Origin of the sequence: Streptomyces sp. NPDC127129 (genome assembly GCF_042671585.1) — a bacterium.
In the GTDB taxonomy this organism is placed as follows: domain Bacteria; phylum Actinomycetota; class Actinomycetes; order Streptomycetales; family Streptomycetaceae; genus Streptomyces.
In genome coordinates, this window is the sequence record NZ_JBHXTV010000014.1 from 139,922 (window position 1) to 152,957 (window position 13,036).

General features: G+C 72.1%; 15 protein-coding genes. 3 read left to right on the plus strand and 12 right to left on the minus strand.

The genetic code is table 11. The features are described 5' to 3' along the window. Nucleotides 1-140: 140 nt before the first annotated feature. Together ACFVGW_RS25865 and ACFVGW_RS25870 are read left to right on the plus strand one after the other, a co-directional pair. Entirely contained in the window at nt 141-1,262 is a 1,122-nt protein-coding gene (locus ACFVGW_RS25865; RefSeq protein ID WP_385853651.1) for a substrate-binding domain-containing protein, read from the plus strand. 104 nt (nt 1,263-1,366) lie between these two features. Then, a complete protein-coding gene (locus ACFVGW_RS25870; RefSeq protein ID WP_385853652.1) occupies nt 1,367-2,080 on the plus strand; it encodes an ester cyclase in 714 nt (237 codons plus the stop codon). 163 nt (nt 2,081-2,243) lie between these two features. On the opposite strand, the gene groL is transcribed toward ACFVGW_RS25870, so the two are convergent. From groL to ACFVGW_RS25890, 4 genes are all read right to left on the minus strand, one after another. Beyond that, the gene (groL, locus tag ACFVGW_RS25875) at nt 2,244-3,872 is read right to left on the minus strand and encodes a chaperonin GroEL (protein WP_362362052.1); all 1,629 of its coding nucleotides are present in this window, start codon (nt 3,870-3,872) and stop codon (nt 2,244-2,246) included. Nucleotides 3,873-3,989: 117 nt separating this feature from the next. Further along, a complete protein-coding gene (gene groES / locus ACFVGW_RS25880; RefSeq protein ID WP_057584642.1) occupies nt 3,990-4,298 on the minus strand; it encodes a co-chaperone GroES in 309 nt (102 codons plus the stop codon). 300 nt (nt 4,299-4,598) lie between these two features. Further along, the gene (locus tag ACFVGW_RS25885) at nt 4,599-4,838 is read right to left on the minus strand and encodes a hypothetical protein (RefSeq protein ID WP_385853653.1); all 240 of its coding nucleotides are present in this window, start codon (nt 4,836-4,838) and stop codon (nt 4,599-4,601) included. Then, nucleotides 4,835-5,764: a polysaccharide deacetylase family protein gene (locus tag ACFVGW_RS25890; RefSeq protein ID WP_385853710.1), complete on the minus strand. Its 930-nt coding sequence runs from the start codon at nt 5,762-5,764 to the stop codon at nt 4,835-4,837. The genes ACFVGW_RS25885 and ACFVGW_RS25890 overlap by 4 nt, the downstream gene beginning before the upstream one ends. Nucleotides 5,765-5,880: 116 nt before the next feature. On the opposite strand from ACFVGW_RS25890, the gene ACFVGW_RS25895 reads away from it, so the two are divergent. After that, a complete protein-coding gene (locus ACFVGW_RS25895) occupies nt 5,881-7,062 on the plus strand; it encodes an SAM-dependent methyltransferase (RefSeq protein WP_385853654.1) in 1,182 nt (393 codons plus the stop codon). A gap of 4 nt (nt 7,063-7,066) precedes the next feature. Here ACFVGW_RS25895 and ACFVGW_RS25900 read toward each other — a convergent pair whose 3' ends face one another. The 8 genes from ACFVGW_RS25900 to tsaB form a co-directional block, all read right to left on the minus strand. Continuing rightward, a complete protein-coding gene (locus tag ACFVGW_RS25900; protein ID WP_385853655.1) occupies nt 7,067-7,684 on the minus strand; it encodes a hypothetical protein in 618 nt (205 codons plus the stop codon). 9 nt (nt 7,685-7,693) lie between these two features. After that, nucleotides 7,694-9,013 carry an RNA polymerase sigma factor gene (locus tag ACFVGW_RS25905; RefSeq protein WP_385853656.1) on the minus strand — a complete coding sequence of 440 codons (1,320 nt, stop codon included), beginning with the start codon at nt 9,011-9,013 and terminating at the stop codon, nt 7,694-7,696. 33 nt (nt 9,014-9,046) lie between these two features. Continuing rightward, the gene (locus ACFVGW_RS25910; RefSeq protein ID WP_385853657.1) at nt 9,047-9,403 is read right to left on the minus strand and encodes a YciI family protein; all 357 of its coding nucleotides are present in this window, start codon (nt 9,401-9,403) and stop codon (nt 9,047-9,049) included. Nucleotides 9,404-9,500: 97 nt separating this feature from the next. Further along, nucleotides 9,501-10,358: a polysaccharide deacetylase family protein gene (locus ACFVGW_RS25915; RefSeq protein ID WP_383572538.1), complete on the minus strand. Its 858-nt coding sequence runs from the start codon at nt 10,356-10,358 to the stop codon at nt 9,501-9,503. A gap of 36 nt (nt 10,359-10,394) precedes the next feature. Then, a complete protein-coding gene (locus ACFVGW_RS25920; protein WP_383223149.1) occupies nt 10,395-10,649 on the minus strand; it encodes a hypothetical protein in 255 nt (84 codons plus the stop codon). Next, on the minus strand, nt 10,646-11,779 hold the full coding sequence (gene tsaD, locus ACFVGW_RS25925; protein WP_383223147.1) for a tRNA (adenosine(37)-N6)-threonylcarbamoyltransferase complex transferase subunit TsaD: 1,134 nt from the start codon (nt 11,777-11,779) through the stop codon (nt 10,646-10,648). Before tsaD ends, ACFVGW_RS25920 begins: the two co-directional genes overlap by 4 nt. After that, nucleotides 11,769-12,248, minus strand: a complete 480-nt coding sequence (gene rimI, locus ACFVGW_RS25930; protein WP_383223378.1) for a ribosomal protein S18-alanine N-acetyltransferase — start codon at nt 12,246-12,248, stop codon at nt 11,769-11,771. Before rimI ends, tsaD begins: the two co-directional genes overlap by 11 nt. 98 nt (nt 12,249-12,346) lie before the next feature. After that, on the minus strand, nt 12,347-13,000 hold the full coding sequence (gene tsaB, locus ACFVGW_RS25935; RefSeq protein ID WP_385853658.1) for a tRNA (adenosine(37)-N6)-threonylcarbamoyltransferase complex dimerization subunit type 1 TsaB: 654 nt from the start codon (nt 12,998-13,000) through the stop codon (nt 12,347-12,349). Nucleotides 13,001-13,036: the final 36 nt, after the last annotated feature.

Here is a 13,036-nt window from a genome sequence, read left to right on the forward strand (position 1 = left end):
GGAATCATGAGCCGGGCTCCGATCGAACGTCAATGGGATCAGAGCGAATGATCGAAACTCCCTCTATTCGATCATTCTGGCGTAGGCTCCGACCCGGGACCGACGAGCGGTCGGACCGACCGGACGCGAGGGGATGCACCGTGCGCGAGAGTGCCGCCGAACGACACGACCGACTCCTGGCCCTGGTCCGTGACGGCGGCACGGCCCGTGTCGCCGAACTCGCGGCCCGGCTCGGCGTCTCCCCCGTGACCGCCCGCCGCGACGTCGAGGCCCTGGCCGCCAAGGGACTCCTCGACCGGGCGCACGGACAGGTCTCCTGGCCGGAGCGGCACGCGGCCCCGGGCCCGGCGGGCGGCACCCCCGGTGCCCGGCGCCCGGGCGAGGGCCTGGTCCTGGGGCTGCTCGCGCCCTCGGCCACGTACTACTTCGCGGAGGTCATCCGGGGAGCCCACGAGGCGGCGGCGAACACCGGCGCCCGGCTGATCCTCCGGATCTCGGACTACCGGCCCGAGGAGGACCGGGCGCGCACCGAGGGCCTGCTCGCGGCCGGCGCCCAGGGCGTGCTCGTCGCGCCCGGCTGGCGGGTCCCCGAGGACCGGACGGCGTACGGGGACTGGCTCGCCGAACTCCCCGTACCCGCCGTGCTCCTGGAGCGGCGGGCCGATCCCGGCAGCCCGCTGGACGCCCTGGACCGGGTGGTCTCCGACCACGGCCACGGCGTCCTGCTCGCCCTGCGCCATCTGCTCGGCCTCGGCCGCGGCACCCCGCTGCTGGTCGCCCGGGGCGACAGCCCGACCGCCCTCGCGGTGCGCGCCGGATACGCGGAGGCGCTGGTCGCCCTGGACCTGACGGCGCCCGGACCGGTGATCGACTCCGTACCCGCCGACCAGGATCCCGCGGGGTTCGAGGCCGCGGTGCGGGCGCTGCACGTGGCGGTGACCTCGGGCCGGGCCCGCGCGGCGGTGGTCCACAACGACGTGGACGCGATCGAGATCGTCCGGCGGCTGGCGGAGCTGGGCGTGAAGGTGCCGGAGGACCTGGCCCTCATCGCGTACGACGACGAGGTCGCGGCGCTCGCCGACACCCCGCTCACGGCGGTCGCCCCGCCCAAGCGCCAGGTGGGCAGGCACGCCACGGAACTGCTGGTGGAACGGCTGACGGAGACCGGCGGTCAGGAGTCGGCCCGGAGGCATCTGAGCCTGCTGCCGCGGCTGCGGGTGCGGTCGTCCTGCGGGGCCCCCGGAGGCGTCCACCCCGCATGATCGATTCGAGTGATCGATTCGAACTTTTTTCGATCAATCCGGCGCGGGGGCCCGAACGGCCGCGGACCTAGACTGGAAGGGTCCCACCCGGTCCGGGAGGTGTCATGACTTTCGTACAGATCATCGATTGCAAGACCAGCCGGTTCGAAGATCTGAACCGGCTCATGGACAAGTGGGTCGAGCAGACCCAGGGCAAGCGGACAGCCAGTCACAGCGTCATCGGCAAGGACCGCTCCGATTCGGAGCATCTCGTGGAGATCGTGGAGTTCCCCTCCTACGAGGTGGCGATGACCAACTCCCAACTCCCCGAGACGGACCGCATCTTCCGGGAGATGGTCGCGCTCTGTGACGAGATGCCGACCTTCACCGACCTGGACATCGTGCGGGACATCCAGCTGTACAAGGGCAACGCCCAGCGGTTCTTCGAGCTCCTCGCCGCCGACGGCGAGCTTCCGCCGCTCGACGAGGTCCTCACGGAGGGCTATCACGACCACGATCCGACCAACGAGCAGGACACCATCGGCATGGACGCGATCCGGCGTCAGGTGGAGATGTGGCGGGGCGGGTTCGACTTCGACTTCACCATCAACGACCAGATCGCCGAGGGCGACCGGGTGTGCACGCGGTGGACCTGGGTGGCGACGCACAAGGGCGACTTCATGGGGCTCATGCCCACCACGCCCCGCACGAAGGTCTCGATGACCGGCACGACGATCCACCAGTTCAGGAAGGACGGCAAGATCGCGGAGGGTTGGTGGCAGTACGACCTGCTCGGCCTCATGGAGCAGCTGGGCGCCGTGAACGCCTCGGAGGCGTAGGGCCCCGCGGCAGGATCCCCGGGCGGCCGGGCGCCAGGCCCGGCAAGCACGCCGGCCCCGGAGAGCACGCCAGGCCCGGAGAGCACGCCGGCCCCGGAAAGCACCGAGGCCCGGCGCCCCCGCGAAGGGTGGCACCGGACCTCGGTGACGGGTTGCGCGTGCGTCAGTGCGAGTGGCCGTGACCGTGGCCGTGGCCCGCGTCCGCCGGCTCCTCTTCCTTCTTCTCCACCACGAGGGTCTCGGTGGTGAGGAGGAGGGAGGCGATCGAGGCGGCGTTCTCCAGCGCGGAGCGCGTCACCTTCACCGGGTCGATGACGCCGGCCTTGACCAGGTCGCCGTACTCGCCGGTCGCGGCGTTGAAGCCGTTGCCCTTCTCCAGCTCCGCCACCTTCGAGGTGATGACGTAGCCCTCGAGGCCGGCGTTCTCGGCGATCCAGCGCAGCGGCTCGACGGCGGCGCGGCGGACGACCGCGACACCCGTGGCCTCGTCGCCGGTCTTGTCGAGGTTGCCCTCGAGGACCTTGACGGCGTGGACCAGAGCGGAGCCACCACCGGAGACGATGCCCTCCTCGACCGCGGCGCGGGTCGCGGAGATGGCGTCCTCCAGACGGTGCTTCTTCTCCTTCAGCTCCACCTCGGTGGCGGCGCCGACCTTGATCACGCACACGCCGCCGGCCAGCTTCGCGAGGCGCTCCTGGAGCTTCTCGCGGTCCCAGTCGGAGTCGGTGGACTCGATCTCGGCCTTGATCTGGTTGACGCGGCCCGCGACGTCCTCGGAGTTGCCGCCACCGTCGACGATGGTGGTGTCGTCCTTGGTGATGGTCACGCGGCGGGCGGTGCCCAGCACGTCCAGACCGGCCTGGTCGAGCTTGAGGCCGACCTCCTCGGCGATGACGGTGGCACCGGTGAGGGTGGCCATGTCGCCGAGCATCGCCTTGCGGCGGTCGCCGAAGCCCGGGGCCTTGACGGCCACGGCGTTGAAGGTGCCACGGATCTTGTTGACGACCAGGGTCGACAGGGCCTCGCCCTCGACGTCCTCGGCGATGATCAGCAGCGGCTTGGAGGAGCCGGCCTGGATGACCTTCTCGAGGAGCGGCAGGAGGTCCTGGATCGAGGAGATCTTGCCCTGGTGGATCAGGATGTACGGGTCGTCGAGGACGGCCTCCATACGCTCCTGGTCGGTCACCATGTACGGGGACAGGTAACCCTTGTCGAAGGCCATGCCCTCGGTGAAGTCGAGCTCCAGACCGAAGGTGTTGGACTCCTCGACGGTGATGACACCGTCCTTGCCGACCTTGTCCATCGCCTCGGCGATGAGCTCGCCGACCTGCTGGTCCTGCGCGGAGAGCGCGGCCACGGCGGCGATGTCGGACTTGTCCTCGATCGGACGGGCGGTCGCGAGCAGCTCGTCGGAGACGGCCTTGACCGCGGCGTCGATGCCCTTCTTCAGGGCGGCCGGGGAGGCACCGGCGGCGACGTTCTTCAGGCCCTCGCGGACCAGCGCCTGGGCGAGCACGGTGGCGGTGGTGGTGCCGTCACCCGCGATGTCGTTGGTCTTGGTCGCCACCTCCTTCACGAGCTGGGCGCCGAGGTTCTCGTACGGGTCCTCGATCTCGACCTCGCGGGCGATCGTGACACCGTCGTTGGTGATGGTGGGGGCACCGAACTTCTTGTCGATGACGACGTTGCGACCCTTCGGGCCGATCGTCACCTTCACCGTGTCGGCAAGCTTGTTGACGCCGCGCTCAAGGGCGCGACGGGCGTCCTCGTCGAACTTCAGGATCTTCGCCATGGGAGCGATTCAGCCCTCTCGGATGTCGAAAAACTGGTGAAACCGAACTGCGCCCCGGACGCCCGGTGCGGGGTCAGGGGCGCAGCTCAAAGCATGTGCTTCAGGTACTTCGGTGAATTACTTCTCGATGATCGCGAGCACGTCGCGAGCCGAGAGGACGAGGAACTCCTCGCCGTTGTACTTCACCTCGGTGCCGCCGTACTTGCTGTACAGCACGACATCGCCGACCTTGACGTCGAGCGGCAGGCGCTCGCCGTTCTCGAAGCGGCCCGGACCGACGGCGAGGACAGCACCCTCCTGGGGCTTCTCCTTCGCGGTGTCCGGGATGACCAGGCCAGAGGCGGTGGTCTGCTCGGCGTCGAGCGGCTGGACCACAATGCGGTCCTCGAGCGGCTTGATGGCAACCTTGGAGCTGGTGGTCGTCACGATCCGACCTCCCCCTTCGGAGATCTCACGGGGCTAACTGTCTGGGGTGGCGACCAGGTGGATCCGTCGTCGCGGGTGCCGGACCTGCCCGTCGCTGTGTTGGCACTCTCCAGTGGGGAGTGCCAGAGCCGAGACTATGACCGGGATTAGCACTCGGTCAAGCGGAGTGCCAATTCAGCGTCGCGTGGCGCTTCGGTCCCGGTACGGGAAACGGCGCGACGGCCCGGTTGGTTCCGCACACAGGTGCGACAGGGCGGCGCCGAGCCCCTCAAGGCCGGAGCCCCTCAAGGCCGGAGCCCCTCAAGGCCGGAGCCCTCCTCGGCCGGCCGGACGGCCTCCGTCGTCGAGCCGGGCGAGCCGGTGCAGCACGCGGACCGCCGTCCTCGAGACCGCTCCGTCCCCCGCTCTCGCCTCCCCGACCCGTACGGCCGCCTTCCGGCCCAGGCGCTCGATCGGGTCCACGGACGAGGCGCACCCCGTCATCCCGGTGAGCGCGCCGGCCAGCACCAGACCCGCCGCCAGCCGGCGCGCGCGTCTCACACGTAGTCCTCGAGCTTCGCGACCGCGTACCCCTTGGCCGTGATCGTCTTCATCACACGGCGGACCATGTCGGCCATCGAGCCCTTCCAGTCCTCCTTGCCCCTGAAGTGCGTGAGCACGATGTCACCGGGGTGCAGGTCCCGGTCCCACTCGCGCCACTCCATCCGGTCCGGGAAGGCCTCGGAGGCCCAGAGCGGGACCGCCTTCACCCCGCACGTCTTCGCCGCGCGCAGCGTGTCCTCGTTGTAGTTGCCGTACGGCGGGCGGAAGAGCGGGGGCCGCTTGCCGAACTGCTTCTCGATGACGTCCTGCATCCCGCAGATCTCCCGCTTCTGCGCCGTGTACGAAAGTCCGGGCAGGTAGCGGTGGTTGAGGGTGTGGTTGTGCAGGGAGACACCGGAGTCCCGCATCTTCCGGAAGTACCCGTAGTCGTCCTTGACGACGTAGTCGCTGAGGAAGGCGCTGTAGGGGATCTGCAGCTCGCTCATCATCCGCAGCAGCTCGGGGTCCTTCTCCGCGCCGTCGTCGATCGTCAGGAAGACGACCTTCTGCTTGGTCGGCACGGTGGTGAAGACGGGCGGCAGTCCCTCGCCGTCGGTCTCGAAGCCCTTGCGGGTGGTGATCTTCGGCTTCACCGCGGGCGGGGCCGGGGCCTCCAGGGGCGGGCGTTCGAGGCCCCACTTCTTGGCGGCGAGCACCCGGGCGGCGCGCCGCTCGCGGACCTTCTCGACGTACGAGTCGAGTGCGGCGGCCGCACCCTGGCCCTGCTGCTGGCCGGCGGCGGGAGGCGCGGGCGCCTTGCGTCCGCTCTCGGCGCCCCCTTCCCCTCCCGCTTCCCCTCCCGAGGGGCCCGCACAGGCGGATCCGAGCGCGGCGACGACCAGCGCCGCACCCACCGACCGGCGCAGGCGCAGCGCCCGCTTCATTCGCATCTGTTCTTTTTGTCGTACTAGCTGCATGGCGCCGCATCCTGTCAGCGCCGAGACCCCCGGGGCCGCCGACACCGCCGCCCCGGCGCCCACCGTCCCCCGGCTGGCCCACAATGGGACGGGTGACCGACCTCGCCGCCTTCACCGCCCTGCTCTCCCCCGAGGGCCAGACGCTGCTCACCGCCCTGCGCGACTACGACCCGGCCCGGGAACTGGCCGTCGCCTCCCGGCTGCGCCGTGAGCACCCCGCCGAGCTGGTCTCCGCGGCGCTCGGGCAGGCCCGGCTGCGTCAGCGCGCGGTGGCGAAGTTCGGCGCCGAGGACGCGTACCGGATGTACTTCACCCCCAACGGCGTCGAGCAGTCGACGCGGGCGACGGTCGGGGCGTACCGCGCCGAGCGGCTCCGCGGCCTCGGGGTGCGCGGCGTGGCCGATCTGTGCGGCGGGATCGGCGGGGACGCCCTCGCCTTCGCCCGCGCCGGGATCGCGGTCCTCGCCGTGGACCGCGACCCGCTGACGGCCGAGGTCGCCCGCGCCAACGCCGACGCGCTCGGGCTCGCCGACCTGATCGAGGTGCGGTGCGCGGACGTGACCGAGATCGACACGAGCCCCTACGACGCCGTCTTCGTGGACCCCGCCCGGCGCGGCGGACGGGGCAGGATCTTCGACCCCGAGGCGTACTCGCCGCCGCTCTCCTGGGCCGTCGAGGCCGCCCGTACGGCCCCGCACGCGGCGTTGAAGATCGCCCCCGGCATCCCGCACGAGGCGGTCCCGGAGGAGGCCGAGGCCGAGTGGATCTCGGACGGCGGGGACGTGAAGGAGGCCGTGCTGTGGTTCGGTACCTCCCCGGGCACCCGGCGCGCCACCCTCCTGCCCTCCGGCGCGAGCCTGACCGGCCGCGGCCTGCCCGATCCGGCGGTCCGCCCGGTCGGCCGCTACCTCTACGAGCCGGACGGCGCGGTCATCCGCGCGCACCTGGTCGCCGAGGTGGCCGAGGAGCTGGGCGGGGGCCTGATCGACGAGACGATCGCGTACATCACGGCGGACGCCCTCACCCCCACCCCGTACGCCACGGCGTACGAGATCACCGACGAACTGCCCTTCAACCTCAAGAAGCTCAAGGCGCTGCTGAGGGAGCGGGAGGTCGGCACGCTGACGGTGAAGAAGCGCGGCTCGGCGGTCGAGCCCGAGGAGATCCGCCGCCGGGTCAAGCCGAAGGGCCCGAACGCCGCCACCGTGGTCCTGACCCGGGTCGCGGGAGCCCCGACGATGCTGATCGGCCACCCGGCGGCGTAGCGCGCTACGCCGCGAGCCGGACCGCCAGCCGGTAGTGCCCGACCGCCTTCACGACACCGGTCAGGCCGCTGATCCAGAGGCCGAGCCCCGCACCCACGAAGTACACGAGCGCGCCGTGGCCGCCCCTTCCCGGCCCGGTCGCCTCCGCGGGCACGGCCAGCGAGATCCAGAGGCCGAGGGCGCACAGCGCGACGGAGAGCAGCAGCCAGACCACGCTCAGGACGGGCTCCCGCAGCCGCGCGTCGGCCGCCCGGTCGCCGTCCAGGGCGGCCCACTGGACCAGCCGTTCCCGCGCCCGGCGGTCGCGGCGGACACCCCGGGCGAGGAAGAAGACGGCGGGAACCACGGCGCCGAGCCCGAGGGCCACGAAGAAGCAGGCGAACAGGCCCGAGAACGGGTCGAGGGACTCGTCCAGCATGATGAACCCGGCGCCGCAGATCCCCCAGCCGAGCTGGAGGGCCGCCACCCACAGCAGAAAGACCGACAGCCGTGCCCCGCCCAGCAGTTGGCGGTTGAGCTCGGCCATCGCCCGCGCCCGGTCGGCCAGTCGGGCCGCACGGTCGGGCCAGCTCCGTATCTCGGCGGGCGGCGGAGGCGGAGGCAGGGGTGCGCGTGGGGACATGCGCCGAGACTACCGAGCCTCCGACGCGCCCCGCCCGTCCGCCCGTTCCGCCCGGTCACCGGGCTCCGTCGGTGCCGTCCGCTCCGGCCGCGCCGCCCTCGCCGCCCGTTCCCGCAGCAGCTCCCGCTCCCGTTCGTTACGGGTCAGCGAGGCCGCCCGCTCGAACTCCGCGCGCGCCTCGTCCGGCCGCCCGAGCCGTTCCAGCAGGTCACCGCGGACGCTCGGCAGCAAGTGGTACCCCGCCAGGGCGCGTTCCTCCGCCAGCTCGTCGACGAGGGCGAGACCGGCCTCCGGGCTCTCGGCCATCGAGACGGCGACGGCGCGGTTCAACTCGACGACCGGCGAGGGCGCGACGGCAGCGAGGCGTTCGTACAGCGCGGCGATCGTCCGCCAGTCGGTCTCCTCGTAGGCCGGCGCCTTCGCGTGGCAGGCGGCGATCGTGGCCTGGAGGGCGTACGGACCGTACGCCCCGCACTCGCCCGCCCGCCCGAGCGCCTCGAAGCCGCGCAGGATCAGCCGCCGGTCCCAGCGGCTCCGGTTCTGGTCGGCGAGGAGGACCGGCCGCCCGTCCGGACCGGTCCTGGCCGCGGTCCGCGAGGCCTGGATCTCCAGCAGGGCCGCCAGGCCGTGGACTTCGCCCTCCTTCGGCATCAGCCCCGCGAGCACCCTGGCCAGCCGCAGCGCGTCCTCGCACAGCGCCGGCCGCAGGAGGTCGTCGCCGGCGGTGGCCGCGTACCCCTCGTTGAAGACGAGGTAGATGACGTCCAGGACGGAGCCCAGCCGGGCCGCCCGCTCCTGCCCGTACGGCACTTCGAACTCCACACCCGCCGTCGCCAGCGTCCGCTTCGCCCGGACGATCCGCTGCGCGACCGTCGCCTCCGGTACGAGGAAGGCGCGTGCGATCTCGTCGGTGCGCAGCCCGCCGACCAGCCGCAGGGTCAGCGCGGTCCGCGCCTCGGCGGAGAGCACCGGGTGGCAGGCGGTGAAGATCAGCCGCAGCAGGTCGTCGTCGATGTCGCCGGGCCCGGACGGCTCGGGGTCGTGGGACTCCTCGGTCAGCTCCCGCCCGACCTCGGCCAGCTTGCGCGCGTACGTCTCCCGGCGCCGTACGAGGTCGACGGCGCGGTTCTTGGCCGCGGCCGTCAGCCAGGCCGCGGGCCGGTCGGGGACGCCCGTCCGCGGCCACTGCTCGAGTGCGGCCACGAAGGCGTCCTGGGCGATCTCCTCGGCGATGCCGACGTCACGGACGATCCGCGCGACGGCGGCGATGATCCGCGGCGACTCCATCCGGAAGACGGTCTCGACGGCGCCGGGGGCGGGTGCGGTCATGGGTCAACCATGGCACCACCCGCCCCGGCCGCGTCACATCTCCTCGATCTCGCGCACCTCGCACGTCACCTTCCACTGCGGCGGGTGGACCTCCAGGAAGCGCTTCGACCATTCGACGGCCTCGGCCAGGTCCCGGCACTGGCTGATCGAGTAGCCGCCGACGACCTCCTTGGTCTCGGTGAACGGTCCGTCGGTGTAGGAGATCTTCCCGCCCTCCCACACGACGCGCTTGCCCTCCTTGGTCGGCCTGAGCCCGGCGGTCTCCAGCATCACCCCGGCCTTGGTGATCTCCTCGAAGAGCGCGCCCATGCGCTCGTCGAAGCCCGGGTCGGCGTCCTCCATCTCGAAGGCGCCCTCTTCGATGCGGACCATCGTCAGATAGCGGGGCATGGTCGTTCTCCTTGCGTGGCGGGCGGGGCCGATCCCCGCCTCTCACTCATACGTCGAACGGGCCCGCCCCGCATCGACACGAGGAGGAGAAGACTTTCTAGACGTAGTCCTCCAGGCGGGCGACCGTGAAGCCCTGCTCCTGGATGTGGCGGAGCATGTTGGCCGTCATACGCGTCATCGACGTGCCCTTGAGCTCGGCCGGGCCCCGGAAGTGGGCCAGGATGATGTCGCCCGGGTGCAGTTTCCCGTCCGCGCGCTGGTACTGCATGTTCTTGATCTGCATCGCCTCGCGCCACAGCACGATCGCGTCGACACCGCACGAGCCCGCGGCCGCGCGGGTGTCCTCGTTCCAGTTGCCGTACGGCGGGCGGAAGAGCCGCGGCTTCGCGCCGTACTCCTTCGCCAGCTTCGTCTGCTGGCCGCATATCTCCCGGCTCTGGGCGGCCCGGCCGAGGGTGGGCAGGTTCGGGTGGGTCAGGGTGTGGTTGGCGACGCCGTTGCCGAGGTCGCCCAGGCGGGCGAAGTACGCGTAGTCGGCGCGTATCGCGGAGTCGGTGAGGAACATCGTCACCGGGACCTCGAGCTCCTCCATCATCTTCACGAACTCCGGGTCCTTCTCGGCCCCGTCGTCGATCGTGATGAAGACGATCTTGTCCTTCGTCGGTATCTCGCTGATGACGGGGACGGGACCGCCCGGGCTCCGCTTGACCGGCTTCACCCGGGGCGGCGCGGGCGGGGCGGCGAAGGGCTTCAGCCCCCACTTGCGGTACGCCGCCGAGGTCTCGGCGGCCCGGTCGGGAGCCGGAGCCCCGGTCCGGGCGGAGGCCGTCGCCGGCGCGGACGGTGCGGTGCCGGGGGTCTCCGCCCCCGCCGGACCGCCGCAGCCCGTCACGAGGAGCGCGGCGGCGGTCAGCGCCGCCCAGGTCACGATCTTCTTGTCCACGCCGAGTCTCACGCCGTGGATGATGGCGAACGCGGCCGGGAGGTTGCCTCAGTCGACGGACTCGAAGCGCCAGCGGTGCACCGGCCTGGTGATGAGGTCCGCCGCGGGCTCCGGGAGTTCGGGCAGCTCGGCGTCCGGCGCCGGGGCGTCCCACCAGGTCAGCACGAGCACCCGGTCCTGCGGGGCCCGGAAGGTCTCGCGCCGGAGCGGCTCGTGCGGAAGCTCCCGCGACCGCGCCCACTCCAGGAGTTCGGCGCCCCGGCCCTGGACGGCCCGGGCCTCCCACATGAGCGTGAGGATCACGGGTACAAATTCTCCTTGCTCATCTCGTGCACGTGGTCGTGGTCGTGGGTGTGTCCGTGAGCGTGGCCGTGACCATGGCCGTCCGCGCCCGGCACGTGCGGGTCCGTCACCGGCAGCGAGGAGTCCGCCGACAGCTCCAGGTCGGAGGCCGGCCGGTTCCGGGCCACCATCTCGGCGCCCAGGGCCGCCACCATCGCGCCGTTGTCCGTGCACAGCCCGGGGCGCGGCACCCGCAGCCGGATACCGGCCCGCTCGCACCGCTCCTGGGCCAGCGCCCGCAGCCGCGAGTTGGCCGCGACGCCGCCGCCGATCATCAGGTGGTCGACGCCCTCGTCCTTGCAGGCACGTACGGCCTTGCGGGTGAGCACGTCGACGACGGCCTCCTGGAAGGACGCGGCCACGTCCCGTACCGGCACCTCCTCGCCCGCCGCGCGCCTGGCCTCGATCCAGCGGGCGACCGCCGTCTTGAGACCGGAGAAGGAGAAGTCGTACACGGGGTCCTTCGAGCCGGTCAGTCCGCGCGGGAAGGCGATCGCGTTCGGGTCGCCCTCCCGCGCGAGCCGGTCGATGACCGGGCCGCCGGGGAAGCCGAGGTCCAGGACGCGCGCGATCTTGTCGAAGGCCTCGCCGGCCGCGTCGTCGATGGTCGCGCCCATCGGCCGGACGTCGGCGGTGATGTCGGGGGCGAGCAGCAGCGAGGAGTGGCCGCCGGAGACGAGGAGCGCCATCGTCGGCTCGGGCAGCGGGCCGTGCTCCAGCTGGTCGACGCAGATGTGCGAGGCCAGGTGGTTCACGCCGTACAGCGGCTTCCCCAGCGCGTACGCGTACGCCTTGGCCGCCGAGACGCCGACCAGCAGCGCTCCCGCGAGACCCGGGCCCGCCGTCACGGCGATGCCGTCGAGGTCGCGGGCCGAGACCCCGGCGTCCTTCAGGGCGCGCTCGATGGTCGGGACCATCGCCTCCAGGTGGGCGCGGGAGGCGATCTCGGGCACGACGCCGCCGAAGCGGGCGTGGGTGTCGACGCTGGAGGCGACGGCGTCGGCGAGCAGCGTCGTGCCCCGGACGATGCCGACCCCGGTCTCGTCGCAGGAGGTCTCGATACCGAGTACGAGCGGTTCGTCAGCAGCCATCGGAATCAGTTCCAGTTTCGGTCTCAGTTGCTTGAACGGTCAGTCGCATCACCAGCGCGTCGACGTTGCCCGGCTGGTAGTAGCCGCGCCGGAAGCCGATCGGCTCGAAGCCGAAGCGCTCGTACAGCTTCTGGGCCCGGGTGTTGTCCACCCGCACCTCCAGGAGCACCTCTTCGCACTCGAACGCGGTGGCGTGGTGGAGCAGGTCGGTGAGCAGCCGCGCGCCGAGTCCGGTGCCCCACTGCTCGCGGGCGACGGCGATCGTCTGGACGTCGCCGAGGCCGCCGGCGGCCGCCAGCCCCGCGTACCCGACGATCCGCCCCCCGGCCTCCGCCACGACATAGCGGCGGGTGGCACGCGGGCCACGGGCGTGGGCCAGCTCGGACCAGAACATCCCCTCGGACCAGGCGTCCTCGGGGAACAGCTCGTGTTCGAGCACGAGCACGGGCTCGAGGTCCCACCAGCGCATCTCGCGCAGCGCCGCGGCGCCGGACACGGACGGTCCGGCGGGCTGTCCGGACCCCACGGGCTCGGCGGCGGGCTGTCCGGCGGCGGGCTGTCCGGCGGTCACTTGGGCGTGACCACCTTGTAGTTCTTCGGCACCTGGGCGTCGGGACGCCGCAGGTACATCGGCAGCGGATCGAGGAAGTCGGCGCCCGCCGCGAGCCGCTCCGCCGCCAGCGCGGCCAGCGCGCCCGCCGACTGGTGCTCGGGGTCGCGGGCGTCCGGGAAGGCCTCGGGGTACAGCCGTGCCCCCGCGCCGACGACCGGCAGCCCGGCGACCTGCTCGGCGATCTCGGCGGGCCGGTCGACGGCCGCGTCGGTGACGCGCGTACGGGAGTTCTCGTACCGCGCCCAGTAGACCTCCTTGCGGCGCGCGTCCGTCGCGACGACGAACGGCTCCTCGATCCCGGAGGCGTACGCGAGCCCGTCCAGGGTGCAGAGCCCGTGCACGGGCACGCCGAGGACGGAGGCGAAGGTCGAGGCGGTGACGAGACCGACGCGCAGACCGGTGTACGGCCCCGGTCCGACGCCGACCACGAGGCCGGTGACCGCGTCGAGCTTCAGCCCGGCCTCGTTCAGGACCCGGTCGACGGCGGGCAGCAGCAGCTCCCCGTGGCGGCGGGCGTCGACCTGCCGCAACTCGGCGACGACGGATTCGCCGTCGTGGAGGGCGACGGTGACGGCGGGCGTGGCGGTATCCATGGCGAGCAAGAGCACGCAAACAGCCTACGGCTCCCGGCAGGCCCGCACGGC

Coding starts and splice junctions, on each gene's coding strand:
- ACFVGW_RS25870 (WP_385853652.1), top strand. CDS start 1,367: ATGACTTTCGTACAGATCATCGATTGCAAGACCAGCCGGTTCGAAGAT.
- groL (WP_362362052.1), bottom strand. CDS start 3,872: ATGGCGAAGATCCTGAAGTTCGACGAGGACGCCCGTCGCGCCCTTGAG.
- ACFVGW_RS25890 (WP_385853710.1), bottom strand. CDS start 5,764: ATGAAGCGGGCGCTGCGCCTGCGCCGGTCGGTGGGTGCGGCGCTGGTC.
- ACFVGW_RS25895 (WP_385853654.1), top strand. CDS start 5,881: ATGGGACGGGTGACCGACCTCGCCGCCTTCACCGCCCTGCTCTCCCCC.
- ACFVGW_RS25900 (WP_385853655.1), bottom strand. CDS start 7,684: ATGTCCCCACGCGCACCCCTGCCTCCGCCTCCGCCGCCCGCCGAGATA.
- ACFVGW_RS25905 (WP_385853656.1), bottom strand. CDS start 9,013: ATGACCGCACCCGCCCCCGGCGCCGTCGAGACCGTCTTCCGGATGGAG.
- ACFVGW_RS25910 (WP_385853657.1), bottom strand. CDS start 9,403: ATGCCCCGCTATCTGACGATGGTCCGCATCGAAGAGGGCGCCTTCGAG.
- tsaD (WP_383223147.1), bottom strand. CDS start 11,779: ATGGCTGCTGACGAACCGCTCGTACTCGGTATCGAGACCTCCTGCGAC.
- rimI (WP_383223378.1), bottom strand. CDS start 12,248: ATGCGCTGGTGGGACCTCGAGCCCGTGCTCGTGCTCGAACACGAGCTG.